The organism is Marivivens aquimaris (assembly GCF_015220045.1).
Classification (GTDB): Bacteria; Pseudomonadota; Alphaproteobacteria; order Rhodobacterales; family Rhodobacteraceae; genus Marivivens; species Marivivens aquimaris.
The window spans coordinates 1-23,550 of the sequence record NZ_JADBGB010000005.1; the positions used below are offsets into that span (position 1 = coordinate 1).

The following is a 23,550-nucleotide window of genomic DNA, read 5'->3' on the forward strand; positions in this document are numbered from 1 at the left end:
CCATATTCGGGGCTTCTTCTATCATGGCCTTCCCTTGGGTCCTTGTTCTGCCTGGGTGCAGTATCAGGCCCACGGGGTCGCAACACCGTGAGCGATACAAAACAACATTAATGATAGCAATGCAATAATAACGTGTTGACGAAGTTCGCCTTGCTCCGATAACGGTGATCGCCGACAGAATGATAATCATAAAGGCGGCAAAGGAGTTTTGTCCTGCGGTTGTTTATTGCGCGCAACGCACCGTTGCTGTTCGCGTTCCTGCTTGGAAGCATGCCGATAGCCGCGGCAGCAGATTGCGTGCCTCCCGAGCGACCGTTCTTGCCCCAGTCGCAAGAAGACATGCGTGCCTATGCCGATCTGCTGCGTTCTGATTTCGAGGGCTACATCGCCGACATCCAGGAATACTTCCGTTGCCTTGATGCCGAGCGTCAACGCGCGTTTCAGGAGGCGCGCGAGGTCAGTGAGGACTATGGAAGGTTGGTCGAGCTATTGGAATGAGGAAACGCATGGGCTCAACCGCCGTCGAGATCCTCGTAGTAGACGAGCGCGGGCATGTTGCGGCGCTGATGCACGATGCGCAGGATGACGGCCGCGCCATCCGCCGCATCGAGCCGCTTGTAGAAGATCACGTGTCGCTGGCAATTGACGGACCGCATCCCAAGAACAAAGAGACTCCTGTCCCGGCCCGCGTCGGGATCCCCAGTGATCCGCTCGAAGGCGGTGACCAACTGGCGGTAATAGGCGAGCCATTGGTCCCTACCCCAGGTCTCGACGGTGTAGGCACGGATCTCTTCAAGGTCGGCCCTGGCCCGACCGGAAAGTCGAACAGTCATGCGGGTCAGCGATCAAACGCATCCGGTTCGAAGGCGTGAGCATCGAACTCGGCGAAATCCCCATTTTCGGCCAGGGTGGCTGCCTCCTCGAGGTCGGCCTTGAGCGCATAGAACTGCCGGGCGCCATCCCGCTCCATCAGCATCCTGACGCCGGCGCGCACGACTTCGCTCAGATTTGCGTAGGCGCCGGATTCGATCTGTGCCTGCACATATTTCTGCATCGGTTCGGTCAGGTGGACGTTTGGCATCGGACTCTCCTATACATGCTCAATCGTATCAGATACTGCCATAAATCTTCAAGCGCATGTTCGATCCGAACATAGGCCCCAACACAGGATCGTTGCTCCGCCCCGCCCTTCTGTTTCCGGATTCCAGCCGGAGAACCAAGCGCGACAGTTTTCCGATACTGCGCTTCCCGAGGCCATGAGCGCTGCGACACGCCGTTTGACGGGCTCATGCGGTCTGTTCTTCCATGACCGCTTTCGTGGCCGCATTGGAGCGCCATATTTGTGTTTGGTTACAGATGCTTGTTTGGAAATTTACATGAGATGGGTCCGCAATTCTGGCCGCTTTCAGGACGCCGAAACAGCCAAAACCGGCGTCAGATCTTGGAAGCCGCCAATCGACACAAGCGAACAATCGGACGAAATCATCAATCAAATCTCCTTGCTATCATTCATGTTGTTTCGTATCGCTGCACCATTGTAGATGGAGTCGGCATCATGAAGCACGTGATCCACAGCGTGGCAACAGCCACGGCATTAAGCATATCCGGACTAATGGCCTCGTCAGGTCCGGCTCAGGCCTATCAGGTCGACTGTGCGATCCTCCTCTGCCTTGCGGGCGGCTGGCCTGCCTCCGCGCCCTGCGCGCATGCCAGAGCGGTCTTCATTCGGCGGATCACGCCATGGCCGATCGAGCCGCCCTTACAAATCTGGCGGTGTCCGATGGGTGTGTCGCTCAACGATCCCAGTCCGATGTCGCCTATGGAACGCCTTTATGACATCACGTTCCGCGATCCGCCCGAACCGCAGGAATCGACTCCGATCCCCCTTGTTCACGTCCAAGCAGATGAGCAAGCCGACATCGACATCTCAGGCGACGCCTTTGATTTCGTGCGTAGCATTCGCGTTTATCACATCCAGTACCGCCAGCATGAAAACCGAGATGGCGACTGTAATCGCAGCGACTCCACGCGGTTGGGGTCCTACGGCGTGCAGGGCGACTACCGATGGACAAGGTCCACCGTAGGCCAGGTGCCGGCCGCATCCGGCCTGAGCATCCCGAATGGATGCGGGAGCTACTTCTACCGTTCCGTCTTCGTCGACTGGCACGATCACGCCGGTAACTATGGCTCTGAAGAGGTTCGCTACTGACAAAATCTGCGCGCGGTTTTGCCGCGCGCGTCATCTCAACCCCGCACGGGAGGCTGTGCAAAACCCCTGAAAAGGAGACGACGCCAGACCGTGAAGCCTGACGCCGTGCTAGAAAACTCCGTGAACAAGAGTTTCCTAGCGCACCGCTAAAACACCTGCAACCAGCAAAGTTGTTTTGCTGGCAAGAATGTTGTTGTCTCACGACATGGCGTCGGATCTCCAAGGAGACCTCGACCATGGAACCTACGACCGGCTTGATCCTGCGACGGATTACGCAGACAAATCTCTCTGTTGCAGCGCACAAGCTTGCCACCCTCATCCTCGATGCCATCGCCTGGAAGGATGGCTACAACGGTTTGTCGCGCGGAACGGCAGCCTTCACCCTCTCGGCCCTGGCGGAGAAGATGGGTGTCTCACGGCAGTATCTTGCGGTTCTTCTGAGCGAACTTGAGGCTTCGGAGTTGCAGCTCGAGCGGGCGAAGCCGAATGGCAAGTTCGCGCCCTGGATCTTTCGGTTTTCCGCTTTCGACGAGGAGAGTGAAACCCATGATCTCGTGTCAGGTGAAGGCGACACATCACTATCTAGAGATAATAAAAACAAAACTATCTTCTCAGGGCTGATCGATATCACCACGAGTTCGAACGTTTTTCAGACAAGTTGGGCGGAGCTCATCAAAGCAGCGAAGGCCACGTTGCCCTGCTGGAACATCGACACCCAGGTCATCTGGGATCGCTTCCTCGCCTTCAACCGGTCCCGAGGCAACGGCAGGGTGCCGGCCGGCTTCCTGCTTGGCTTCATGCGCCGATGGCGAAATTCGTGGGGAACTCCAACTCGTCCCGCGGTCAAGCCGCCCGCGAGACCAATAACGGATCCCAAAGAGCGCGAATTGCTGAGACAGATGCAAGCCGCACCAACTGCGAACCGCCAGTTCCACGCGTCCGACTTGTGTCGCTTGATCGGACACGCTGCCTACGAAGCGCGGGTACTCGATGTGATCCGCAAGTTTGGGTGCCAGAGGTTTTCAGCAACCTTGGCGGTGCACGGACGAGCGGTGCTGGAAGGGGAGATATCCCGGTAGCTTCGCTTGCTCGGACTTGGAGTCCATGAAAGCCCCGCTACAGATGTCAAGTTCCGATAGTGAAGTTTATGTTAAATTTCGAAGAATTCAGCGCGTAGGGACTTATTATGCAGCCTAAAGTCGACATCAAACTGCATCGGATTGTTTCATCCGAGCAGACAAATGTTGCTGACTACATTTAGATCGTTCCGTTCCTCCATTAATCGTGAAGCATCTGATGTGATGTCAATTTCCAGGCCAGAGTCCTTTTCTTGCAGAATCGCTGGCTACCCGTCACGCGCCCACGCAATTGCGGACTCGGTATCGCTGGATTCGAACCACTGCATCTCGGAGCCCGTCAATAGGTTGACCACCCGTGCGCCCCATTCCATCCATCTGCGTTCTCCGACAACCGCTATGCGACCGAAATCGTTCGCGTGGGCGGTGTCGACCTTCAGATCTTCTAGCATCGCCGAAGGCTCTTCGTAGCCCTCGAAACTTGTAAGGTCGAGAACCAGACCCGGATTATCGGTTGTTCCAAGACGCTCATGAAGCAGCGCGTGCATATGCTTGAATTCTGTCTCCGTCAACTTGCCTTCGCAGACGAGCCCGATGACATCATCACGCTCGGTCAGCGTTTCCTTGAACATTGGTCTTCTCCTTTTCACTTGCGTTGCCGTGACCGTAGAGATCGGCGTTCTGATGAGCGCGATCCTCGTGCTCGAATTCGAGGCTGGAATGGCTGATGCCGAATTCTTCCTTCAGCCGCTCCTTGATCGCGCTCTTGATCTCTTCGATCTTCGACCATCCCTCGGCTGCCACGACGACATGACAGTCGAGCGCAGCCTCGTGCTCTTGCATTTGCCAGAGATGGACGTGGTGGACGTCGGCGACGCCTTCGACTTTCCGCATCGCTTCGACGACGGCCTCGTTGTCGATGTCCGGCGGGCTCCCGAGCATCAGGGTTCGGATTGGGCCGCCTATTTCAGTGAAAGACAGATACAGGATGTAGGTCGCGATGCCGATGGTGATGGCAGGATCGACCCAACGCATGTCGTAAAGGATGATCAGCGACCCAGCGACGATAACCGCGACCGAAGCAAGCGCATCCGAAAGGTTGTGGAGAAAAAGCGCACGGATGTTCACGCTCCCCTTCTGCATCGAATAGGTCAGCATTGCGGTCAGCGTGTCGACCACAAGCGCGATTCCACCGAGAATGACGACGGTCCACCCCATGACTTCGGGTGGATCAATCATGCGCATGCCACCTTCGTAGATCAGATAGAAGCCGATCACGATGAGGGTGGTGTAGTTGATCAGGGCCGCGACGATTTCGACCCGGCCATAGCCGAAGGTCATGCGCTCATCGGCCGGGCGGCGCGCGATCTTGCGTGCGGCAAAGGCAATGACAAGCGAGGCCATATCGGAAAAGTTGTGCAGCGCATCGGCGATCAGTGCCAGGCTGCCCGACAATATGCCCCCGACGATTTGCGCAACGGTAAGAAGCCCGTTCGCCCAGATCGCGATGGCAACCCGCCGATCGCCAGAATCCGGATCGATATGCGCGTGCCCGTGGTCATGTGGCATTGGCAGGCTCCTCATGCGCGTGTGTCGCGCGTCGGTCAGTCTTGAGGCGGTCGCTGCGGAAACCACGAACGCGCGCATTCATCCAGTGGCGTATGATATGACGGTAAAGGGCACCACGCAGCCATCCAAAGGATTGCTCATGGGAAAAATAGAAGGCGTCCGGCGTATCAAACACGCCGAAATCCTGCACGATGCCGGTTTTCTGAATGTAGGTATCTTCTCCGTTCCAGGCGACGGGAGGCGCGCCAAGGCAATCCGTGCCCGCGCCATAACCGCAGAGACTTTCTGTGTCCGAGAATGACGTTTGCAGGACATCGAGGAAAGCGTCATCCAGGATGAAGCCTTCAAGGTTGATCCAGGCACCTTGAAATTCGATCTCGACCCATGAGTGGAGAATTTCCTGCGGAGCAAGCGGATACACCAGCTCAGGGACAACACCGCGCTGCAAGCCTTTGTGGATCGTAAACCCATGCAACCGGCAACGAATGCCGACACCACGCAGCAGCGCCATCAAGAGCGTGCCTTTGGTATTGCACTGCCCATAGCCGTCGGAAAGCACTTCGGATGCGGGGATGTCGTCAGCTCGATTGTATCCGAACGCGATTTCATTCCGAACGAAATCATAGGCAGCTCCGATCCGATCGTATTCGGATAAGCCGCGCCAGCTGCGGTTCTCAATTAGACGCGCAAGAGGCGCGGCATCAAAATCCAGTAGTTTGGTGGGTACAAGTAGGGGGTCGATCATCTGCAACGGGTCGCTCCTCGAATCGTCTTGGAACAAGACTAATTGCTATAGTCACTATAGCTTCAATCCTTTCTTTCAGAAAGAATCTCCCGCAACTATTTGTCCGTGTGAACCGCTTTGTGGTGTTCGCCGTGTGCGTCGCGCAGGATGTCGATACCGCCCCAGGCCGCGATCCCGGCGACGATCACACCGACGACAAGGTCCGGCCAGTTGGTTCCTAGCCAAGCGACGAGGCCACCGGCCACGACGATCCCGAGGTTCGCGGCGAAATCGTTGTAACTGAAGGTGTTGGCCGCGCGGATATTGACGTTTGGATTTTTGAGCTTAGCGAGCAGCCAAACGCAGACTGCGTTGATAGCCGCCGCGATCAGGGCCATTGCAATCATGATCGTCCCGAGCGGATCTGACCCACCGATGTAGCGGCGCCACGCATCGTAGAGGATGCCTGCAGCGAACAGGATCAGCAGCCCGCCGGAAACGTTCGCCGCCCCGCGTTTCCATTTGGCGGATCGGGACAAAGCGAAAAGTCTGATCGCGTAGACGAAGCTGTCGGAGAGGTTATCGAGCCCGTTGGCGATCAGGGCACTTGAGTCGCCGAAGGCGCCTGTTGCGAAAAAAGCCACGGCCAAACCGATATTGAGCGCCAGAACGATCCAAAGCGTCCGTCTCTCCATTGAATCTTGTCTAGCGGCCATTTTGTGGTTCCAGCTTGTGTTGTACGACACATTAACTTCTGCGGCAGATCTGCGTTCCAGCCGGAATGTTGGCTGAATTCCTTCAGGCCCCGATTTCCTCGTGTTCGGTCAAGCATTCCGAATGGTCCCGCAACACCTCAAGCACCTTGCAATCTCCCGTCCGCCCGCCGCTGCATTCGTGAACCATGCGTTTCAGTTCCGTGCGCAGCGCCTTCAGGCGGGCCATGCGCTGCTCCACCTGTTTGAGCTGGCGACGCGCGATGGCATCAGCCTCATCACAGGGCCGGTTGGGATGGTCGCTGAGGTCGAGCAGCTCGCGGATCGCATCGAGCGAGAAACCGAGTTGTCGCGAATGGCGGATGAAGGACAGCCGGTCGAGCTGTGCATTGTCGTAGCGCCTCTGCCCGCCTTCGGTCCTGCCAGGTTCGGGCATGAGCCCAATCTGTTCGTAGTACCGGATGGTCTGCACCTTCGTGCCAGTCTTCTTTGACAGAGTACCGATCGTGAGCATTTTCGCCTCCATGAAAAAGATACAGTTTGTGTAGGTTTTGCCGTCGGAATAAACAAGTGTCGGTTTCACAGACGCGTGAGTTCAAGCTATACCATGATTTCGTGCTTGAACCTCTAGCGGCTAGAGGATGTATCCGCACTTGCAATAAGAATCAAAAACAGGCGAACAGGATTGTCCCTTACATCGGCACAGAAGTTTCTTTGGGTTTTGGCAGGCGTGGCAGCGCTTGCCTTCGTATGGCTCTTGCTATGGTCCGATTATCGTGCCGATAGCGCCCGAACTGACGCCGAGCCGCCTTTTTTCGCTGAGTTCGAACTGACGGACCACCAGGGTATGGTTCAAACCGAGGAGGACTTTGCGGGGCGCTGGATGCTGGTTTTTTTCGGCTTTACCAACTGCCCCGACGTCTGCCCGACGACCCTATCTGAGGTCGCGGCGGTGATGGACGGTCTGGGCGACGATGCCGCCAAGGTCCAGCCGATTTTCATCACCATCGACCCCGAACGGGACACGCCCGCCGCACTCGCCGAATACGTCCCGCTGTTCGATGCGGGCATCATCGGTCTGACCGGCACGCCGGAACAGATCGCCGCCACATCCGAGACGTTTCCGATCTTCTTTGAACGCGTCGAAGAGGCTGCGGCGCCGGATGGTTACACGATGGGCCACACGTCGCATTTGTTCCTCTTCGATCCCGACGCGGGCTTCGCCGACTCGTGGCCCTACGGCACCTCCGCCGAAGAGATACTCGCCGATCTGGAAGAGAGGTTCTGACCGACATGAACCGTATGTCCGGAGAAACAGCCCTCGGGCTGGCGTGGATCATCGCGCTCGTCGCCTCGCTTGCCGTGCTTTTTGTCGGCGAGGTGCTGGGGCAGACGCCCTGTGTGCTGTGCTGGTTCCAGCGCGCCTTCATGTTCCCCTTGGCCATTGTCCTCGGGCTCGGCCTTTGGTGGCGGGACGGCCGCGTGGGGCGCTACGGCATCGCATTGGCGCTTGGCGGCGGCGCAATCGCCCTCTGGCACATGGGGCTGTACGTCGGTCTTGTTCCCGAACGCGTCCAGCCCTGCACGGCCACCGGCCCCTCTTGCACCGATGACAACCAACTGGTCTTCGGCATCCCTATCCCGCTGATGGCGCTCGCCGCCTTCGCGCTGATCGGGGCGCTGTCGGCCCTTTCATTGAAGGACACACGAACATGAATCGACGCGGCCTGATCCTGTCCGTTCTTGCCCTCGGCGCCGCCGGTTTCGGCGGAGCCACCTGGTTTGCAATCCGCCCCGGCCCAGTGGCCGAAGCGGAGCCCGTTGCTCCGGAACTTGCGGAGGCGATGATCCGCCCCTACTCGCCCATCCTCGGGCCTGCGGATGCGCCCGTCACGATCGTCGAATTCTTCGATCCGGCCTGCGAGGCCTGTCGCGCCTTTCATCCCATCGTGAAGGACATCATGGCCGAGCATGGGGAAGCTGTCCGCGTCGTGATCCGCTACACGCCCTTCCACGGCGCGGCATCCGAGGAAGCCATCCGCGTGCTCGAAGCGGCGCGCATGCAGGACGTTTACGTGCCGGTGCTCGAGGCCGTTCTGCGGGAACAGCCGAGATGGGCGTCGCACGGTGCCCCGGCGCCTGGCCTGATTTTTCAGATCGCCGCCACGGCCGGACTCGATGCCGAAGCCGCGCGCACGCAAATGCTGGCACCCGGTGTCGTGGCGATCCTTAACCAGGATCGTGCTGACGTCGAGGCCGTGGGAATTCGCCAGACGCCCACATTCTTTGTGAACGGCAAGCCGCTCGATCCATTCGGGGAGGCAGAGTTGCGTCGTCTGGTGGCCGCCGAAGTCGCTGCCGCGCAAAGCTGAATGGAAAGGGCAGGATCAGAACGATGAAAAAGTATATTTTGACTGGCACACTGGCCGCGCTTTTGACCCTTGGAGGGCTCTCGGTGCCCGCGCTGGCCGGACCCGAGGATGTTGTCGTCGAGAACGCGTGGTCCCGCGCCTCCATCGGGATGAACCGTCCCGGGGCCGCTTACATGACGATCCGCAACACTGGCGACGAGCCGGTGACGCTGATCGGCCTTACAACACCGCTCGCGATGATGCCCGAAATCCACCAGACGAAGACCAATGCCGAAGGTGTGAGCTCCATGAGCCCGGCGGGGGAGATCGCGATCGCCCCGGGCGAGAGCGTCGCGCTCGAACCGGGGGGCCTGCACGCAATGCTGATGCGGCTACAAGAACCGATGACGGAAGGGGACACCTTTCCGCTGACCCTGCTTTTCGACGACGGAGGCGAAGTGACGGTCAAGGTGCCGATCCTCGGAATCGCCGCGCGGGGGCCAGAGGACTGATGCGGCGACGGGCGGTCCTGGGGTACGGCGCGGCTGGTGTCGGGGCGGTCGCCCTGATGCTCTTCGTCGGTTGGTGGCAGGTCGATGGACCCGGTGGACCCGAACCTGTCGGGCAGCGGCCTGTTGCCCTGACCGAGATGGATTTCCGTCTGACGGATCATGAGGGCAACGCGGTCGGGCCGGAAACCCTGATCGGTCGCCCGACGATGGCGTTCTTCGGCTTCACCTACTGTCCCGATGTCTGCCCGACCACGCTTTCTGACATTTCGGGATGGCTCGACGATCTGGGAGACGAGGCCGACGAGATGAACGTGGTTTTCATCACGGTCGATCCCGAGCGCGACACTGTCGAAACGATGGCCGAATATGTCGGCTACTTCCATCCGGCGATCCGCGGCTGGACGGGACCGGAAGAGCAGATAGCGCGCGTCGCGGACGGCTTCCGCGCCACCTACGAGCGAGTACCGGCGGAGAGCGGCGATTACACGATGAACCACACCGCGAGCGTCTTCCTGTTCGCAGCCTCTGGGCGATTCGTCACCATGATCGACTATCACGAGCCCAAAGAATTCGCGGTGCCGAAGATCCGCCGCGCGCTGGAAGAAGAAATGGAGGGGGCGACATGAGGCTCAGAACTTTGGCGGCTTGTGTCGCAATTGCGGGGACGGTTTCGGGAGCGGCTATCGCCATCTCTGATTCCATGTCGAAAGAACCCGTGCCGCCGGAACTTGCCCAGGCAGGTAGCTGGATGCCCCAAGGTCCTGAAGCCCCCCAGAACGTTGACATCCCCGTGACGCTGCCCGCGGCGGCATGGGCAGACGATGCACCCGACCTCAGCCCGCTGCCCCTTCTGCAGGCCGCGTTTGCCGACAGGCCGGTGCAAGCGATCGAGCCACCCCTGTCGACGTGGTCGCGCGACATTGCTCCGGGCGAAACGCTCGATTTCTTGCTGTCAGAGGCCGGTCTTGCGGCACCTGACAGAGCCGAAGTTGCCCTCGCGCTTGGTGCGGAATACGATCTGCGACGGCTGCGGCCGGGGCACTCGGTCACTGTCGCTTCGACCGTGGACGGCAGCCCCCGCACCGTCTCACTCGCCGTCGAGGACGGGGTTCGGATCGAGGTGGTTTTCGGCGAGCAGATGTCCACGCAGGTCGTGGCTCCGGATCCGGAAATCGTAACCCTTGCCGGCGAAGCCATGATCGACAGCTCGATCTTCGCGGCACTCGACGAAGCCGGCATACCCGCCCGTTTTTCCGTGGACCTTGCGCAGATGCTGGGTGGGACCGTGGATTTCCGCCGCGAGATGGCCGGTGGCGAAACACTAAGGCTTCTCTGGCGTGAGGCGCGGGTCGGAGAGGACAGGATCGGACAGCCCGAACTCGCCTTCGCCGCACTGGAGATCGGCGGTTCGCTTTACGAGATCGTATGGCCGGACGACGGCAGCGGTCAGGCGACGATCTACGTCGATGGCGAGGTGCTGCGCGTCTTCGCACAGCCGGTCGAGGGTGCGCGCCTCAGCTCGGTGTTCGGACGCCGCACGCATCCGGTCTTTGGCAACGTCCGGATGCACACCGGCGTCGATTTTGCAGCGGCACGTGGGACACCGGTTCAAGCGACGGCACCGGGGCGGGTCAATTTCATCGGCTGGCGCGGCGGATATGGTCGCGTGGTCGAAATCTTGCACGGCTCCGACACCATGACGCGCTACGCGCATCTGAGCGCCGTGCCGGAAGACTTGGCACAAGGCCAACGCGTTGCGGCGGGAGACGTGATCGGCCGCGTCGGCGCGACTGGCACGGCGACAGGTCCGAACCTGCACTATGAGGTGCTCGTGGATGGGCGCCCGACTGACCCCCTCTCTGACGACCGGCTCGCCGAAGCGGCCGAGAGCGATGCGGATGATACCGCCGCGCTCTCGCGTCTGGCCGAGGCGCGGGCGCTTCTGAATGAAAACCTCGGCAGCGAGATTGCCAAAACGACAACCGAAAGGCTCTGACCCATGAAACGCATGACACAAGTTCTTGCCATCACGCTCGCCCTGTTCCCAGCGGCCCAGGCCCTCGCAGAGGCAACGGCGATCGACGTCCGCAAGACCAACGGATGCGGCTGCTGCCTCTCGTGGATGAAACATCTCGAAGAGAACGGGTTTGTGCCGACCGGCCAGGACATGTTCGGCGGGCTTCTCGTGCGCTTCAAGCTAGACAACGGCGTGCCGCAGCGCATGGTCTCCTGCCACACCGCGCTCATTGACGGCTACGTGATCGAGGGCCATGTACCGGCCGCTGACATCCGCCGCCTTCTCGAGGAGCGCCCGGACGCCGTCGGCCTCGCTATTCCGGGGATGCCCTATGGCTCGCCCGGCATGGGGCCAGAAGACGACCGCGAGGCCTATGATGTCTTCCTCGTCCGCAAGGACGGGTCGACGGAAGTCTTTTCGAGCTACGCCGAAGGATAATCTGGCCCGCCCATGGAAAATCTGTCTCCGATAATGCTCGGCTTTCTCGGAAGTCTTGCCGCCGGATCGCTCACAGCAGTCGGAGCAGTTCCCGTGCTGTTCGGGCGCATCCCGTCTCGGGCCACACGCGATCTGTCGCTCGGCTTCGCTGCCGGTGTGATGCTCGCCGCTTCTTTCTTTTCGCTGATCATCCCGGCATTGGATGCGGCGGAGCCGATGTTCGAAAACGGCGCGATGCCTGCGGCCATCGTATGCGTTTCGATTCTTCTGGGCATGGGGGCTGTCGCCCTGATGAACGAAAAGCTGCCGCACGAGCACTTCAAGACGGGACGCGAAGGGCCCGAAGCGGCGTCTTTGCGGCGGGTCTGGCTGTTCATCATCGTAATCACGATCCACAACTTCCCCGAAGGCCTTGCGGTTGGGGTCGGCTTCGGATCCGGAGGTATGGAGGGCGGTCTGCCGCTCGCCATCGGCATCGGGCTTCAGAATGCGCCCGAAGGATTGGCCGTCGCTGTATCTCTGCTGGGCGAGGGATATCCGAAGCTGCGCGCCTGGGGCATCGCGGCGCTGACGGGCATGATCGAGCCGATTGGCGGTTTGCTCGGGGCCGGCATCATCACACTGTCGGAACCGCTGCTTCCATGGGGTCTGGCCTTTGCCGCGGGCGCAATGCTCTACGTCATTAGCCACGAAATCATCCCCGAAACCCATCGCAGCGGCCATCAGAACAGGGCGACGCTCGGTCTCGCAGTCGGGCTCGTTCTGATGCTGTTCCTTGATGTCTGGTTGGGATGAGGCAATGTCACTAAACAAGGTATCTCCGATGATCGGCGTCTTCGCAGCACTTGCTGCGTTCGCGATCGATCAGATCACCAAAGCCATTGTCGTTGCGAATGCCGTCACTTTAAGCGCCGGAATTCCCGTGTTTCCGGGATTCAACCTCGTCTTTTATCGTAATGACGGCGTGACTTTCGGGATGTTGGGCGGCGCGCCGTGGTGGAGCCTCATCGCTTTCGCTCTTGCCATCTGTGTTTGGCTGGGGGTTATGCTGTTTCGCGCCGACAATGCGGTGGAAACGCTTGCCTACGGTGCGATCATTGGCGGAGCCCTGGGCAATGTCATCGATCGTGTGCGGTATCGGGCTGTAACAGACTTTCTCGATTTCTACATTGGCACAACACATTGGCCTGCCTTCAACTTGGCCGATGTATTTGTCGTCAGTGGCGTGGGGCTCTTGCTCGCCGCGCCATGGATCAGCGCGCGGCGTTCGATCAAGTCGTGAAGCCGGAAATTCTGAACCGCATCGCTCTGCGCCACCGTTTGCTTTCGCGGATGACGCTTGGTTTCGCCGCCGGGGCGATGACCGTTCTGACTTTCCCGCCTCATTCGATTCTCCTGCTCGTTCCCGTTGCCTATTCCGCGTTGTTTGTCGGGCTTCGCGATCTCTCCTTCGGGCGCGCTTTCCTCGTCGGCTGGGCGTTTGGTCTCGGCCAGTTCGGTTTCGGGATTTGGTGGATCGCGGAAAGTTTCTACGTCGAGGCCGAGCGGTTTGGGACGATGGCGATTCCGGCGGTCGCGGGATTGTCCGCAGGTCTCGCGATTTTCCCAGCCATTGCCGCTGCGCTTTTTGCCGAAATCGCGCGGCGCGGAGCCATGGGCAGTCTCTTGGCCTGCCTCCTGTTCGCGACCTCCTGGACCGTGGCCGAGTGGTTGCGTGGTCACGTTCTGACAGGGTTTCCCTGGAACCTGGCCGGTTACGCACTTGTAGACTACGCCGCCCTTCGCCAGACCGCCGCCTGGGTCGGAAGCTATGGGCTAAGCTTTCTCACCGTGTTCGTCGCGGTACTCCCTGGCGCGGCTGCTATGGCGTCCGGGCGGCAACGATTGACCATCTCGCTCATGGCGCTGGCCGGAATCGCGACGATGTGGGCTGTCGGCACGCTGCGCCTCCAGTCGGATGCACAACAGCCACCCGGTGTCGACCTGCGCATCGTCCAGGGCAACATTCCACAAGAGGAGAAATGGGCTCCCGAGAACCGCGAGGCGACCTTCGCGCGCTATCTTGAGCTTTCAACCCGGCCCGGCGATTTCGACGTGCTTCTCTGGCCGGAAACCGCCTTTCCGGGTTTCCTCGATGAGGATACGGAGGCACGGGCCCGCATTGCCGCAGCGCTACCAGACGGCAGAGTGCTGCTTACCGGTGTGCCGGACCGTGTACCGAGCGAGGATGGCACCCGATATTTCAACACGGTCCAGGCATTTGACGAGACCGGCGAGATCCTGACCGGATACGCGAAACACCATCTCGTGCCCTTCGGCGAATATGTGCCATTCCGCGGCTGGTTGCCCATCGAGCGGCTCACGGCGGGTCTGGGCGATTTTACGCCCGGACCGGGCCCGAGAACGCTTGCGCTTCCGGGTGTGCCGCTGGTCGCCGTGGCGATCTGCTATGAGATCATCTTCCCAGGGCATGTGGTCGACGACCTGTTCCGGCCGGACTGGATTTTCAACGCGACAAACGATGCCTGGTTTGGCACCAGCATCGGACCCGAGCAGCATCTGGCTTCCGCACGTATGCGCGCCGTAGAGGAAGGCCTTCCAGTCATCCGAGCCGCGAATACGGGCATCTCTGCGGTCATCGACGCGAGCGGAGAGATCGTTGCGCGGCTCGATACCGGCGAAACGGGCATCATCGACGCTAGCCTGCCCTCCGCGCGACCGCCGACACTCTACGCGAGCTTCGGGGACTGGATGCTGTTGGCGCTCATCTTGGCTTCGTGGAGCTGGGCAATGGCGCCAATGCGACGGCTCACTACCGCCGCATGAGAAAGACCGTCATGCAAAGATGTGGATAGGTGTCCCGTCCTTCACCATTGCATAGATGTCCTCGATCTCCCGATCCGTGACCGCGATGCAGCCAGCTGTCCAGTCGCGGACATTTGTCGGGTCGATGCCGGGGCGTGGGCCACCATGGATGAAGATGTCGCCGCCGGGGGAAAGGCCCTGCGCTTCGGCAAAGGCGATGTCGGCCTCGTTCGGATAAGAGATGCCAATCGAAAGATGGTAGGTGCTGTTGGGGTTTCGCCTGTCGATTGTGTAAACTCCTTCCGGAGTCCGGCCATCCCCCTCGAATTGTTTGTGACCCTCAGGAGCGAAACCCAGCCCGACCGGATAGGTTTGCAAGACGCGATCGGCTCCGTCGAGAACAAGCAAGCGCTGTCCCTTGTAAAGCCGAACACGGGTGACTTCGGGTCCGTCATAGCTGCGGAACTTGCTGGCACACCCGGACAGAAACGCTACCAGCCCGCCCAACAGGACGGCGCGGCGGGGAAATCGGATGGTTTTCACTGCTCGATGCCTCTTTCGTGAGGTCTGTTATGGACATTACGTTACCTTGCAAATGCTGCGTGATCAATGTCCGTGGGCAAGCGCGGCCTTTGCCATCTGTGGGCCAACCTGCTCACCGCCGGACGGCGGCGCCTTGGCCTCTTGGCTGTTCAGCAGGCGCAGGGCATTGGCCACCACCAGCAATGACACTCCTACGTCGGCTGCAATCGCGCCCCACATCGATGCCAGTCCGAACGCGGTAGCGACAACGAAAACGCCCTTGGTCGCCAAGGAAATACCGATGTTCTGATGAATGATCGACATTGTCCGGCGCGAATGACCGATCAGCCAAGGCACCTTGCCGAGATCGTCGGTCATCAGGGCTATATCCGCCGTCTCGATTGCCGCGTCCGAACCAACGGCACCCATTGCGATGGCGTAATGCGCGCGCGCCATGGCCGGGGCGTCGTTGACCCCGTCGCCGATCATGGCCACCATGTCATGCGTTTCGACCAGTTCTTCGATGGCAGTCACCTTGTCTTCGGGCAGAAGCTCGGCACGGACCTCGTCGATGCCGACCTCGGCTGCAACAGCGCGCGCTGTCCGCTCGTTATCACCGGTCAGCATGACGATGGTCTTCACACCCTGCGCGTGAAGCTGCGCCACGATGCCTTTGGCATCCGGGCGGATACGGTCGCGCAATTCCAAGATGCCGGTGACACCGGTGTCGTCGCCCACGGCAACAAGGGTGCTGCCAGCCCCTTCGATGCGGTCGCGCAAATCCTTCGGAATGGCGTCGCCGAAACCCTTCTCCTCGGCAAACCGGTCCGACCCCAGCCAGATCGACCGGCCGTCTGTGCGTCCTTCAAGTCCCCTGCCCGGAACGGTTCGGGTATCTTCCGCGGCGGATACCTTGATGCCGTCGGCTTCTGCCCGCGCAAGAATGGCGCGCGCCAAGGGATGCGAGGAACGTGCCTCCAGCCCAGCGGCGAGGGTCATCAGATCTTGCGCCGATGCTTTGCCCAGCGGATGCACCGCCGCCACCTCGGGCTCGCCCATGGTGATCGTGCCGGTCTTGTCCATGGCCAGTGCAGTGGTCTTGCCCGGTGCCTCAACATATGCACCGCCCTTGATCAGCACCCCGGCCCGCGCTGAGGCGGTGAGTGCAGCGACGATGGAGACCGGTGTCGAGATGACCAGAGCGCATGGGCAAGCGATCACCAGCAGCACGAGTGCATTGTAGAACCAATAATCCCAGGCCCCCCCGAAAATGAGCGGCGGCAGCAGGGCAATTGCAATGGCGAGAGCCATGACGATAGGCGTATAGATGCGGGCGAATTTCGCCACCCACTGCTCCACCGGCGCGCGGCGGGCATGGGCGTCGCCGACCATGCGGATAATCTTGGCCAACACGGTGTCCGAGGCGGCCTTCGTGGCGCGCACCGTCAGTGTGCCTTCGCCGTTGATCGTACCGGCATAGACTTCGTCGCCCCGTTCCTTTGGGACCAGCGCACTCTCTCCGGTGATCGGCGCCTGATCGACGGCCCCTGCCCCATCGACAACCTCACCATCCAATGGGATGCGGTCTCCGCCGCGCACGATGAAACGTGCGTTGATAGCAACCGCAGAAGCCGGAACGTCCGCTTCCGAGCCGTCATCATGAAGAACTCTTGCCGTCGGCGGCGCGAGGTCGAGCAGAGCTGAAACCGCATTCCTCGCACGCCCGACGCTCCAGCTTTCGAGGTAGAGCGAGAGCGAAAAGAAGAACGCGACTGTCGCCGCCTCGAAAAATTCGCCAAGCCCGATGGCACCGGCCACGGCGACCACCATGAGCAGGTTCATGTCGGGCGACAGCCGCCGAGCGGACGACCATGCCTTGGGTGCCACGAGCCAGACACCGAACAGGATCGCAACCGCGAACAGCCCTGCCTCGACCAGTGGCATCGGCGCTTCGCCGTGACCCGCGAAGAGGCCGAGCGCCCCGCCCATGCCGGTCTCGATGATGTGCCACAGAAATCCTGCGGCCCAGAAGCCTCCACTGAGCGCCGTAAACAGCCGCTGTCTTGCAAGATGGGCCGCCTGGTCGACCGACGCGTTCTCGGCATCCCAAGGCTTGGCGGTCATGCCGGTGCTTGCGACCAGTTCTGCAATTTCGCCGTCCGATAAACTCTTGGCGCTGTCGAGAATAGTCATCCGCCCATTGATCACGTCGAACGCGAGATGCTCGGCCCCGCCGATCTTCGGGCCGACCACCTTGTTCAGGATTGCTACCTCCTCGGCGCAATCGAGGCCGGACACCTGAAAACTGCGCCCGCCCGATGGCGCGGGCGTCGTCGGAACGATGTCGCCGCACGTTCCGGCGCCCCCGCAGCAGCTGCCGCCGCTTGTCTGGGCATCTTCGGCGTGATCGTGGTCGTGACGATGGGTGTCGGACGGCATGAATGGACCTCTGGATTCGGGTGCTTTACCATGGCATAACCCCTACAGCAGCTAGAGCTTCAAGAGCAAAATACGGTGGTATTTCAGTTTGTTTTATTGCTAGAGGATGCGGCGATCGGCTCCATCACGCCTTGAGGCATGAAAAGCCGATGCAAAGAAAAACAGACACGAAAGGAAGCTTGATGCGGGTTTTGATGCTGAAGCAAAAAATAATTGTTGCAGTGGCGCTGTCTCTTACGGCCGGGTGCGCAATCCAGCCGACTGGACCGGGCGACTCGGCAGACCGGCGGGGCAACGTTCCCGAAGCCGTGATTGCAATGGCTGCCCCGGATCAGGATGTTGCAACCGCGCGCTTGGTGCCCGAGGACGGGTGCTACTGGTACGAACACAGCGGCCCCGTTGAAACGACCTTGCTGCCGCTGCGCACGGCGAACGGCAACCCTATCTGCGTCGCGCGGGAAGTGTGACGACGACCCGCACGTCACATCAATGCGCTGAGAGTTAATTACCTCATTCAACTTCTCGCGGTAACGCTGTCCTCAGCCGAATAAAGATGTGCTGTCGATCCGATCTCGACGTTCGGATAAAGCTCGTTGATGTGTGCCATAACCATCCGCACGCAACCCGAACTCGCACGACCGCCGATGCTTCTCGGATAGGGTGTGCCGTGTATCCGAAGATAGGTGTCGCGATCACCGACATAGAGATAGAGCGCCCGTGACCCGAGAGCGTTTTCCGGCCCTGGTTCCATCCCATCGGCCCATTGTGCGTTCACGGGATCGCGTTCGATCATGTTTTGTGTTGGCGTCCAGTGCGGCCACCTGACCTTGCGCTTGATGTTATAAACACCCGGCTCGTAGAGGTTGCCCCGCGCGATCGCCACGCCGTAGCGCATCGCGGTTCCACCCTCCTCAATGTGGTAGAGATACCGCGCGACCGCATCGACATGGATGTCTCCCGGCACGAGGCCGTTTTTCGCGTCCACACGCTGAGGCAAGAAACGTGGGTGTAGTCCCCAAGGGTTTGACGTGGCCGGATCGAAGCCGGGCGGGCTGACTTGCGCGTCCCATTCAGCCTTCTGCGCCTCGGTGGGCCAGCTATCGGCAAACACAGGGTTGGCCACAGTCGCCGAAAAGAGCGCTGTTGTCGTTTGAATAAAGTGTCGTCTTGTCAGCATGTCGTACCCTTTCGGTTCCCACCGGCGATCAATGGCAAGAACGATATAAATTCTCGTCGACTAGATAGGACTTCTAGTGGCTAGAGGTTCAAGGGTAAATTTTCGTGAACGCTTGCACGCGACCCTGGTAGCACATGCTTGCCTTGCGGGCGGGTTAACGGCCAACTAGGTCAGGTCCGAATTAGCGTGGTAAAGCGGGAGTCAGGGGGCGGAGTAGGACAGATTTGCCGAATTGGTCCCCCGGTGGATCGGTTTTGGTCGAAAGATACTATCCTGACACCCTGTCGATCTTCACCCGCCCGTGTCATTGGCCGAAACTTCGGCTTGGAACTCACGTTGTCGCTCAGGCCAGGTGCTCTTGATGTAGACGAGGATAGCCGCGATCTCTGCGTCTGTCAGATCCTCTCCGAAGGCCGGCATGTCGCTCTCGTATCCCGGCACGACGGCCCCGACCCCGCCTTTAGTGATCTGAAAAAGCATGCGGTCTGAATGGTGCCAAGTGTGGCCTGAGTCATCATGCGGCGGGGCCGGCATTCTTCCTGTGTCAAGACGACGACGCCAATCGGGCTGACCCTCGAGGCTGGCACCATGGCAACTGGCGCAGTTGTCCGCATAAAGCTGTTGCCCTGCCATGACCTGGGATGCGAGCACGGGCTCTCCCAAAAACGTCAGTCCCTCGACACGCGGGTCAACCGGTTCCGATTGGGCCAGCACCACAACGCCGGTGGTCGCGAGCGCGGACACTAGGGCAGCGAGGTGCACTGACCGCCTGACCGTACACTTCGCCGATCGATCTTTCGGCCCTTTATTCATCGGCATAAATTGAAATTCCGTCTGGGCCAAAGGCATAGGTCCTTAGCGTGCCTGACTTGACCGCAGCCATGCCCGGCGCGTTCGCGGGCATTCCCGGCAAGGTGATACCCGTTATCGCCGGACGGGTTTCCAGCAGCCGATCGATGATGTCGACGGGGACGAGACCGCTGACATAGTAGCCGTCGATCTCGGCCAGGTGGCAGCCGATGCCCTGGGCGGGCACACCGACTTCGACCGAGCGTTTGTCGAAGTCGCGGTCATCCACACGCGTAACGGTAAAGCCGTGTTCTTCGAGATAATCCCCATAGGCATCACAGCAGCCGCAGCCCGGATCGCGCCAGATGGTGATCTGCCTTTCGTTGCCCGCCAAATCGGACGCCATATCGCCTGTCGCTTGCGCCCAGGCCGATGTGGACAGGCCCACCATTCCGACAATGCCGCTGCCAATCAGGCCAAGCGCGTTTCTTCTCTGCATCATTTTCTCCATCATTGTTCTCCTGTTTCGATCCAAGTTGCGCCGCCGTCACGGCTGATTTTCAAGATGCCGCCCAACAGGGCAGCGATGTAGGTCTCGTCTCTTGGATGAACCGCAACAGCGGTCGCAGCTTTGCTGGCCCGCTTTTGCCAGATGACTCCGCCGTCCTGCGATGCCCAGAGGCCCGAGGGCAGCGCGGCGTACATCACTTCCGGCGCCGAGGGGGCACTGGCCAGCGACAGGATCGGTTCACCTCCAGGCAATGGCGCTTCGGACGGTGGGGCTTCACCCGCAACCAATGCGTCCATCGCGTTGCCTGGCTGCACGTCCTGCCAGCGACAAAAGCAATCGGGCACCCGCGTTAGGCCAACTTCGGTGCCCGCATAGATCCAGATCCCGCCCATGCCGGTTTCAAGCTCGACCGAAGCCAGAGCAAGAGGATCGCGCTCTGCGTCGTCGAGCCAGGGGCGGTCCATGGCGAGCGACCAGGTTGCACCGGCGTCTTCGCTCTTCCACAACCCGTCGCCGCGAAGCGAGGTGTCGCGTAGCCCTTAATTTGGCTCTGCCTCAATCTGTGTGGCGCACTATCCTGAGGACGGGAAGATTCAGGAGGGATAGTGATGATTTCAAGGAAGCACTGGTCGCCCGGGAGCGATGTTTCCGTTCAAAGCGTTGAGCGGCGCGATTCCGGCGGGTGGACTGTATCCGGCAGTCTGACACCAAACGGCATCTGCCCAGACTGTGGATTGCAATCGCGACGTCGTCACGGCTGGCGGCGTAGGCGGCTGCAGGATTATCCCGCCCATGGTGACGGGGTTACGGTAACCCTCTGGGTTTGCCGTTGGCGATGTTTGGCACCCGCCTGCCCGCGCCGGACTTTCTCGGACCAGATCGGCTCGATTGCGCGTCCTTTTGCGCGGCGCACTTCGCGTGTCGGGGAAATTGTCAGCCATCTTGGGCACGCGACCGGCGGGCGGCCTGCCGAGCGGCTCTTGCATCGCTTGGGCCTTGGGGTCAGTGATGACACGGTGCTTAGGCAGCTGAAGAACCGTGCTCAAGACACTGCCGAGCCGCCGACCGTCATCGGGATCGACGACTGGAGCTGGCGGAAGTCGCAGACCTACGGCACGATCATTGTCGATCTGGAGCGTCGCGCGGTCATCGATGTTCTCGAAGATCGTGATGTGGTCACCTGCACCGACTGGCTGAAACGACATCCCGAGGTGGAAGTGATCAGCAGAGATCGCTGCGGTCTCTACGCCCAGGCTGCCCGGCAAGGCGCGCCGCAAGCGGAACAGGTCGCCGACCGGTTTCATATCGTGCAGAACCTGCGGCAGGCTATCGAGGAGCAGATGAACCTTCACGGCCGTGCGACCGGCAGGGCGCTGCTGTCCGACGCCGACAATATCACCGCAGAGGGAAGCCTTCTGAAGTCCCGCCTTGCGCACAGGACGTCTCGGGAAGAGATTTTCACCACCATCCATGCGCTTCGAAATCAGGGGCTTACCTGCAGCGAGATTGGGCGGCGAACAGGGTTCCCTCGTCGCAGCATCGCGAAATGGCTGCAGTTCGAGACGCCGCCGGACCGCAGGCGGGCAGCTTTGAAGCCGACTTCGCCGTGGTACTTTGAAGAGTTCCTGAGCCAAAGCTGGAAGGGCGGAATTCGAACTGGAAGCGCCCTGTTCCGTCTGATCCGAGAGCGTGGCTACGAGGGGAGCCCGACGCATTTGCAGCGGCTGCTGGCGGGGTGGCGCAGAGCCGAAAAGCAAGCGAAGGGCCCTGCCTTGGAGCACCAGATCCTGGAACCGGTCCGGGACCCGGAAACGGGGCACGCGATCTCCCCGGTCATCGCGGCAGCGCTGTGTATCAAACCCCGCGGAAAACTCACCCCGGATCAGGCGCGGAAAGTCGACGCGCTCAAGGCTGGCTCTCCCGCCTTCGCAACGATGCGCTGCCTCGTCATGCGGTTCAACGGTATCCTGCGTGGCCGCGAGGCAGACCCGCTCCCTGCATGGATCGACGACGCGATCGAAACCGACCTGGCGCCCATCGTGCGCTTCGCACGCACATTGAACCGGGATTTCGATGCGGTAAAAAACGCTATCGAGATGCCCTGGAGCAACGGCCAAGCAGAAGGTCAGATTAATCGTCTGAAGACCCTCAAACGCGCCATGTACGGCCGAGCCGGGCCAGAACTGTTGAGGGCAAGAATGCTGCCCCTCCGCCACACAGATTGAGGCAGAGCCGAATTAAGGGCCACGCGACATCCACCTCGGGATCGATGAGGAAACGCTGGAGATCCGGGCAGTCGAGGTCACCTCCAGCAATGTCGGCGACGCGCCGATGCTGCCGGACCTGCTTGCCCAGCTGCCCCCGGATCAGGAGATTGCCACCGTTACAGCAGACGGTGCCTACGACACGCGCGCCTGCCACGACGCCATCGCTGACCGCGGTGCGGCAGCAATCATTCCGCCCCGCCGCAACGCGAGACCCTGGAAGCCGGACACGGCAGGAGCCCGAGCGCGCAACGAGATACTGCGGACGTCAAAGCATCTTGGCCGGGCGCTGTGGCGGAACTGGAGCGGCTACCACCGACGTAGCAGAGTGGAAACGAAAACGAACTGCGTAAAGCTACTCGGACAGAAGCTGATGTCCCGCGACTTCGACCGCCAGGTTGCCGAAGTTCAGATCCGTGCGGCGGTAATGAACCGCTTCACTGCCCTCGGCATCCCGGTCACCCTGGCACTGGGATAAGTGTGTCCGGAGAAAGGGGAACTGCGGTCATCATCTGATTTGTGCAACAGCGCCCCTACACACGCGCAATCTCACGGATCAGATCATTTGTCTCTGGTCTCGTCGTTTGGTGCCGATAACGAAGAGCAGATACAGTTCGCGAAATTTCAGGGCCGTCGATGGGTATCGAAACGAGGCCACTGTCTGCCGGAATTGCCGTGGTTGGCAAAATCACCGCGCCTAATCCCTGCCGCGCGAGTTCGACTAACCAATCCACGCGATTTGACCGATAGGCCGCGTAGAGTTCGAGACCTTGGTCTGCACATGCCCCATGCAGCGCATCCCGCATTTCGCAATTGAGTCGATCGAGCATGTCAGTTTCAGCGAGTGTCGAAAGAGAAACAGCGTCTCGTTCAGACAACGGGTGCGACTTGGACACCACAACCTTGTAGGACTCGTCATAGAGCTGGTCTATTCGATAGAGGTCTTCACTGACCGTCGCCGCTGTGACTACGACGTCAAATTCACCCTCTCGCAATCCGGCCAGAAGCTTGGAGGCCGACGCCACGATCAACTCTATTTCGGCTTGCGGCAATCGTGTACGGAAGCGTTCCACGGCGGCTGAAATCCGGTTGTGACCGATCGTTTCGCCAACACCGACAGAAACAGGAACCCGCTCTAGTCGCGTGTGGCGGACGGCTTCTGCCTTGGCTGCCTGCGTTTCGTCATGCGCTTTCTGTAGCCTTGGCTGCATGAGTTTTCCGAGTGCCGTCAACCTGCATCCCGCGCGGTCCCTGACAAACAGATCACCCCCGAGCTCGTGTTCAAGCTTCTTGATCGCGGTCGTCAGGGACGGTTGGGAAACATTTGAGGCGCTGGCGGCATGGGTGAAGTTGCGATGCTGGCAGACAGCCAAAAAATACCTGATCTGGTTCATCTCCACTGCCACAGTCTCCGTCACTTTCCGTCATGAGGTT

29 protein-coding genes and 1 pseudogene are annotated in these 23,550 nt (G+C 60.4%); 16 read left to right on the forward strand and 14 right to left on the reverse strand.

Features of this window, described 5'->3' with window-relative positions:
* The first annotated feature begins 270 nt into the window (after window positions 1–270).
* On the forward strand, window positions 271–498 hold the full coding sequence (locus IF204_RS18660) for a hypothetical protein (protein WP_194098685.1): 228 nt from the start codon (window positions 271–273) through the stop codon (window positions 496–498).
* A gap of 14 nt (window positions 499–512) precedes the next feature.
* Here IF204_RS18660 and IF204_RS18665 read toward each other — a convergent pair whose 3' ends face one another.
* Both IF204_RS18665 and IF204_RS18670 read right to left on the reverse strand, forming a co-directional pair.
* The gene (locus IF204_RS18665; protein WP_194098603.1) at window positions 513–833 is read right to left on the reverse strand and encodes a type II toxin-antitoxin system RelE/ParE family toxin; all 321 of its coding nucleotides are present in this window, start codon (window positions 831–833) and stop codon (window positions 513–515) included.
* Window positions 834–838: 5 nt separating this feature from the next.
* Complete coding sequence (locus IF204_RS18670) at window positions 839–1,081, reverse strand: type II toxin-antitoxin system ParD family antitoxin (protein ID WP_194098604.1); 243 nt, start codon at window positions 1,079–1,081, stop codon at window positions 839–841.
* A gap of 474 nt (window positions 1,082–1,555) precedes the next feature.
* Here IF204_RS18670 and IF204_RS18675 point away from each other — a divergent pair, with 474 nt between their 5' ends.
* Window positions 1,556–2,209: a hypothetical protein gene (locus tag IF204_RS18675; protein ID WP_228069665.1), complete on the forward strand. Its 654-nt coding sequence runs from the start codon at window positions 1,556–1,558 to the stop codon at window positions 2,207–2,209.
* A gap of 236 nt (window positions 2,210–2,445) precedes the next feature.
* Window positions 2,446–3,288, forward strand: coding sequence for a hypothetical protein (locus IF204_RS18680; RefSeq protein WP_008336115.1), 843 nt, complete (start codon window positions 2,446–2,448; stop codon window positions 3,286–3,288).
* Between the two features lie 266 nt (window positions 3,289–3,554).
* Here the strand turns inward: IF204_RS18680 and IF204_RS18685 are convergent, their stop codons facing one another.
* From IF204_RS18685 to IF204_RS18705, 5 genes are all read right to left on the reverse strand, one after another.
* Window positions 3,555–3,917, reverse strand: a complete 363-nt coding sequence (locus IF204_RS18685; protein WP_194098605.1) for a SpoIIAA family protein — start codon at window positions 3,915–3,917, stop codon at window positions 3,555–3,557.
* Entirely contained in the window at window positions 3,889–4,854 is a 966-nt protein-coding gene (locus tag IF204_RS18690; RefSeq protein ID WP_010138164.1) for a cation diffusion facilitator family transporter, read from the reverse strand. Before IF204_RS18690 ends, IF204_RS18685 begins: the two co-directional genes overlap by 29 nt.
* Window positions 4,844–5,599: a transglutaminase-like domain-containing protein gene (locus tag IF204_RS18695; RefSeq protein WP_071167460.1), complete on the reverse strand. Its 756-nt coding sequence runs from the start codon at window positions 5,597–5,599 to the stop codon at window positions 4,844–4,846. The genes IF204_RS18690 and IF204_RS18695 overlap by 11 nt, the downstream gene beginning before the upstream one ends.
* Window positions 5,600–5,694: 95 nt before the next feature.
* Entirely contained in the window at window positions 5,695–6,273 is a 579-nt protein-coding gene (locus IF204_RS18700) for a cation transporter (RefSeq protein ID WP_194098606.1), read from the reverse strand.
* 103 nt (window positions 6,274–6,376) lie between these two features.
* A complete protein-coding gene (locus IF204_RS18705) occupies window positions 6,377–6,805 on the reverse strand; it encodes a MerR family transcriptional regulator (RefSeq protein WP_013959865.1) in 429 nt (142 codons plus the stop codon).
* Window positions 6,806–6,976: 171 nt separating this feature from the next.
* Here IF204_RS18705 and IF204_RS18710 point away from each other — a divergent pair, with 171 nt between their 5' ends.
* From IF204_RS18710 to lnt, 10 genes are read left to right on the forward strand one after another with little or no spacing between them, the layout of a single operon-like run.
* Entirely contained in the window at window positions 6,977–7,579 is a 603-nt protein-coding gene (locus tag IF204_RS18710; protein ID WP_018001723.1) for an SCO family protein, read from the forward strand.
* 5 nt (window positions 7,580–7,584) lie between these two features.
* The gene (locus IF204_RS18715; protein WP_018001722.1) at window positions 7,585–8,007 is read left to right on the forward strand and encodes a disulfide bond formation protein B; all 423 of its coding nucleotides are present in this window, start codon (window positions 7,585–7,587) and stop codon (window positions 8,005–8,007) included.
* Window positions 8,004–8,663 (forward strand): DsbA family protein, encoded by a 660-nt coding sequence (locus IF204_RS18720; protein WP_194098607.1) that lies wholly within the window; start codon window positions 8,004–8,006, stop codon window positions 8,661–8,663. Before IF204_RS18715 ends, IF204_RS18720 begins: the two co-directional genes overlap by 4 nt.
* Window positions 8,664–8,686: 23 nt before the next feature.
* Window positions 8,687–9,154 carry a copper chaperone PCu(A)C gene (locus IF204_RS18725; RefSeq protein ID WP_194098608.1) on the forward strand — a complete coding sequence of 156 codons (468 nt, stop codon included), beginning with the start codon at window positions 8,687–8,689 and terminating at the stop codon, window positions 9,152–9,154.
* Window positions 9,154–9,780 carry an SCO family protein gene (locus tag IF204_RS18730; RefSeq protein ID WP_026155632.1) on the forward strand — a complete coding sequence of 209 codons (627 nt, stop codon included), beginning with the start codon at window positions 9,154–9,156 and terminating at the stop codon, window positions 9,778–9,780. The genes IF204_RS18725 and IF204_RS18730 overlap by 1 nt, the downstream gene beginning before the upstream one ends.
* Window positions 9,777–11,150 (forward strand): M23 family metallopeptidase, encoded by a 1,374-nt coding sequence (locus IF204_RS18735; protein WP_026155631.1) that lies wholly within the window; start codon window positions 9,777–9,779, stop codon window positions 11,148–11,150. The genes IF204_RS18730 and IF204_RS18735 overlap by 4 nt, the downstream gene beginning before the upstream one ends.
* A 3-nt stretch (window positions 11,151–11,153) precedes the next feature.
* A complete protein-coding gene (locus IF204_RS18740) occupies window positions 11,154–11,609 on the forward strand; it encodes a DUF411 domain-containing protein (RefSeq protein ID WP_194098609.1) in 456 nt (151 codons plus the stop codon).
* Window positions 11,610–11,621: 12 nt separating this feature from the next.
* Entirely contained in the window at window positions 11,622–12,404 is a 783-nt protein-coding gene (locus IF204_RS18745; protein WP_194098610.1) for a ZIP family metal transporter, read from the forward strand.
* A gap of 28 nt (window positions 12,405–12,432) precedes the next feature.
* On the forward strand, window positions 12,433–12,891 hold the full coding sequence (lspA, locus tag IF204_RS18750) for a signal peptidase II (protein WP_018001715.1): 459 nt from the start codon (window positions 12,433–12,435) through the stop codon (window positions 12,889–12,891).
* The gene (gene lnt, locus IF204_RS18755; protein WP_194098611.1) at window positions 12,858–14,435 is read left to right on the forward strand and encodes an apolipoprotein N-acyltransferase; all 1,578 of its coding nucleotides are present in this window, start codon (window positions 12,858–12,860) and stop codon (window positions 14,433–14,435) included. Before lspA ends, lnt begins: the two co-directional genes overlap by 34 nt.
* Window positions 14,436–14,444: 9 nt before the next feature.
* On the opposite strand, the gene IF204_RS18760 is transcribed toward lnt, so the two are convergent.
* Window positions 14,445–14,957, reverse strand: a complete 513-nt coding sequence (locus tag IF204_RS18760; protein WP_018001713.1) for a L,D-transpeptidase family protein — start codon at window positions 14,955–14,957, stop codon at window positions 14,445–14,447.
* 63 nt (window positions 14,958–15,020) lie between these two features.
* Window positions 15,021–17,375, reverse strand: a complete 2,355-nt coding sequence (locus tag IF204_RS18765; RefSeq protein WP_071167356.1) for a heavy metal translocating P-type ATPase — start codon at window positions 17,373–17,375, stop codon at window positions 15,021–15,023.
* Window positions 17,376–17,557: 182 nt separating this feature from the next.
* On the opposite strand from IF204_RS18765, the gene IF204_RS18770 reads away from it, so the two are divergent.
* Window positions 17,558–17,842 carry a hypothetical protein gene (locus IF204_RS18770; protein ID WP_010138178.1) on the forward strand — a complete coding sequence of 95 codons (285 nt, stop codon included), beginning with the start codon at window positions 17,558–17,560 and terminating at the stop codon, window positions 17,840–17,842.
* Window positions 17,843–17,889: 47 nt separating this feature from the next.
* Here IF204_RS18770 and IF204_RS18775 read toward each other — a convergent pair whose 3' ends face one another.
* The 4 genes from IF204_RS18775 to IF204_RS18790 all read right to left on the reverse strand — a co-directional run bounded on the left by IF204_RS18775 (window position 17,890) and on the right by IF204_RS18790 (window position 20,316).
* Window positions 17,890–18,552: a L,D-transpeptidase gene (locus tag IF204_RS18775; protein ID WP_071167357.1), complete on the reverse strand. Its 663-nt coding sequence runs from the start codon at window positions 18,550–18,552 to the stop codon at window positions 17,890–17,892.
* Between the two features lie 291 nt (window positions 18,553–18,843).
* Window positions 18,844–19,365: a c-type cytochrome gene (locus IF204_RS18780; protein ID WP_138919430.1), complete on the reverse strand. Its 522-nt coding sequence runs from the start codon at window positions 19,363–19,365 to the stop codon at window positions 18,844–18,846.
* The gene (locus IF204_RS18785) at window positions 19,358–19,852 is read right to left on the reverse strand and encodes a DUF411 domain-containing protein (RefSeq protein WP_009573584.1); all 495 of its coding nucleotides are present in this window, start codon (window positions 19,850–19,852) and stop codon (window positions 19,358–19,360) included. Before IF204_RS18785 ends, IF204_RS18780 begins: the two co-directional genes overlap by 8 nt.
* Entirely contained in the window at window positions 19,852–20,316 is a 465-nt protein-coding gene (locus tag IF204_RS18790) for a WD40/YVTN/BNR-like repeat-containing protein (RefSeq protein ID WP_228069673.1), read from the reverse strand. Before IF204_RS18790 ends, IF204_RS18785 begins: the two co-directional genes overlap by 1 nt.
* A 144-nt stretch (window positions 20,317–20,460) precedes the next feature.
* On the opposite strand from IF204_RS18790, the gene IF204_RS18795 reads away from it, so the two are divergent.
* Together IF204_RS18795 and IF204_RS18800 are read left to right on the forward strand one after the other, a co-directional pair.
* Entirely contained in the window at window positions 20,461–22,077 is a 1,617-nt protein-coding gene (locus IF204_RS18795) for an ISL3 family transposase (protein ID WP_434622679.1), read from the forward strand.
* Window positions 22,078–22,099: 22 nt separating this feature from the next.
* A pseudogene (locus IF204_RS18800) lies at window positions 22,100–22,594 on the forward strand (IS5 family transposase); the annotation flags it as partial.
* Between the two features lie 55 nt (window positions 22,595–22,649).
* On the opposite strand, the gene IF204_RS18805 reads toward IF204_RS18800, so the two are convergent.
* Entirely contained in the window at window positions 22,650–23,510 is an 861-nt protein-coding gene (locus tag IF204_RS18805) for a LysR family transcriptional regulator (protein ID WP_228069675.1), read from the reverse strand.
* Window positions 23,511–23,550: the final 40 nt, after the last annotated feature.

Bases quoted from the DNA above. Each gene is read 5' to 3' on its own strand.
- IF204_RS18770 (WP_010138178.1), top strand. From the start codon at position 17,558: ATGCGGGTTTTGATGCTGAAGCAAAAAATAATTGTTGCAGTGGCGCTG.
- IF204_RS18670 (WP_194098604.1), bottom strand. From the start codon at position 1,081: ATGCCAAACGTCCACCTGACCGAACCGATGCAGAAATATGTGCAGGCA.
- IF204_RS18780 (WP_138919430.1), bottom strand. From the start codon at position 19,365: ATGAATAAAGGGCCGAAAGATCGATCGGCGAAGTGTACGGTCAGGCGG.
- IF204_RS18665 (WP_194098603.1), bottom strand. From the start codon at position 833: ATGACTGTTCGACTTTCCGGTCGGGCCAGGGCCGACCTTGAAGAGATC.
- IF204_RS18790 (WP_228069673.1), bottom strand. From the start codon at position 20,316: ATGGACCGCCCCTGGCTCGACGACGCAGAGCGCGATCCTCTTGCTCTG.
- IF204_RS18805 (WP_228069675.1), bottom strand. From the start codon at position 23,510: ATGAACCAGATCAGGTATTTTTTGGCTGTCTGCCAGCATCGCAACTTC.
- IF204_RS18705 (WP_013959865.1), bottom strand. From the start codon at position 6,805: ATGCTCACGATCGGTACTCTGTCAAAGAAGACTGGCACGAAGGTGCAG.
- IF204_RS18740 (WP_194098609.1), top strand. From the start codon at position 11,154: ATGAAACGCATGACACAAGTTCTTGCCATCACGCTCGCCCTGTTCCCA.
- lnt (WP_194098611.1), top strand. From the start codon at position 12,858: ATGGATCAGCGCGCGGCGTTCGATCAAGTCGTGAAGCCGGAAATTCTG.
- IF204_RS18785 (WP_009573584.1), bottom strand. From the start codon at position 19,852: ATGGAGAAAATGATGCAGAGAAGAAACGCGCTTGGCCTGATTGGCAGC.
- IF204_RS18795 (WP_434622679.1), top strand. From the start codon at position 20,461: ATGATTTCAAGGAAGCACTGGTCGCCCGGGAGCGATGTTTCCGTTCAA.
- IF204_RS18700 (WP_194098606.1), bottom strand. From the start codon at position 6,273: ATGGAGAGACGGACGCTTTGGATCGTTCTGGCGCTCAATATCGGTTTG.
- IF204_RS18690 (WP_010138164.1), bottom strand. From the start codon at position 4,854: ATGCCACATGACCACGGGCACGCGCATATCGATCCGGATTCTGGCGAT.
- IF204_RS18660 (WP_194098685.1), top strand. From the start codon at position 271: ATGCCGATAGCCGCGGCAGCAGATTGCGTGCCTCCCGAGCGACCGTTC.
- IF204_RS18680 (WP_008336115.1), top strand. From the start codon at position 2,446: ATGGAACCTACGACCGGCTTGATCCTGCGACGGATTACGCAGACAAAT.
- IF204_RS18765 (WP_071167356.1), bottom strand. From the start codon at position 17,375: ATGCCGTCCGACACCCATCGTCACGACCACGATCACGCCGAAGATGCC.
- IF204_RS18730 (WP_026155632.1), top strand. From the start codon at position 9,154: ATGCGGCGACGGGCGGTCCTGGGGTACGGCGCGGCTGGTGTCGGGGCG.
- IF204_RS18775 (WP_071167357.1), bottom strand. From the start codon at position 18,552: ATGCTGACAAGACGACACTTTATTCAAACGACAACAGCGCTCTTTTCG.
- IF204_RS18715 (WP_018001722.1), top strand. From the start codon at position 7,585: ATGAACCGTATGTCCGGAGAAACAGCCCTCGGGCTGGCGTGGATCATC.
- IF204_RS18685 (WP_194098605.1), bottom strand. From the start codon at position 3,917: ATGTTCAAGGAAACGCTGACCGAGCGTGATGATGTCATCGGGCTCGTC.
- IF204_RS18675 (WP_228069665.1), top strand. From the start codon at position 1,556: ATGAAGCACGTGATCCACAGCGTGGCAACAGCCACGGCATTAAGCATA.
- IF204_RS18695 (WP_071167460.1), bottom strand. From the start codon at position 5,599: ATGATCGACCCCCTACTTGTACCCACCAAACTACTGGATTTTGATGCC.
- IF204_RS18745 (WP_194098610.1), top strand. From the start codon at position 11,622: ATGGAAAATCTGTCTCCGATAATGCTCGGCTTTCTCGGAAGTCTTGCC.
- IF204_RS18720 (WP_194098607.1), top strand. From the start codon at position 8,004: ATGAATCGACGCGGCCTGATCCTGTCCGTTCTTGCCCTCGGCGCCGCC.
- lspA (WP_018001715.1), top strand. From the start codon at position 12,433: ATGATCGGCGTCTTCGCAGCACTTGCTGCGTTCGCGATCGATCAGATC.
- IF204_RS18725 (WP_194098608.1), top strand. From the start codon at position 8,687: ATGAAAAAGTATATTTTGACTGGCACACTGGCCGCGCTTTTGACCCTT.
- IF204_RS18735 (WP_026155631.1), top strand. From the start codon at position 9,777: ATGAGGCTCAGAACTTTGGCGGCTTGTGTCGCAATTGCGGGGACGGTT.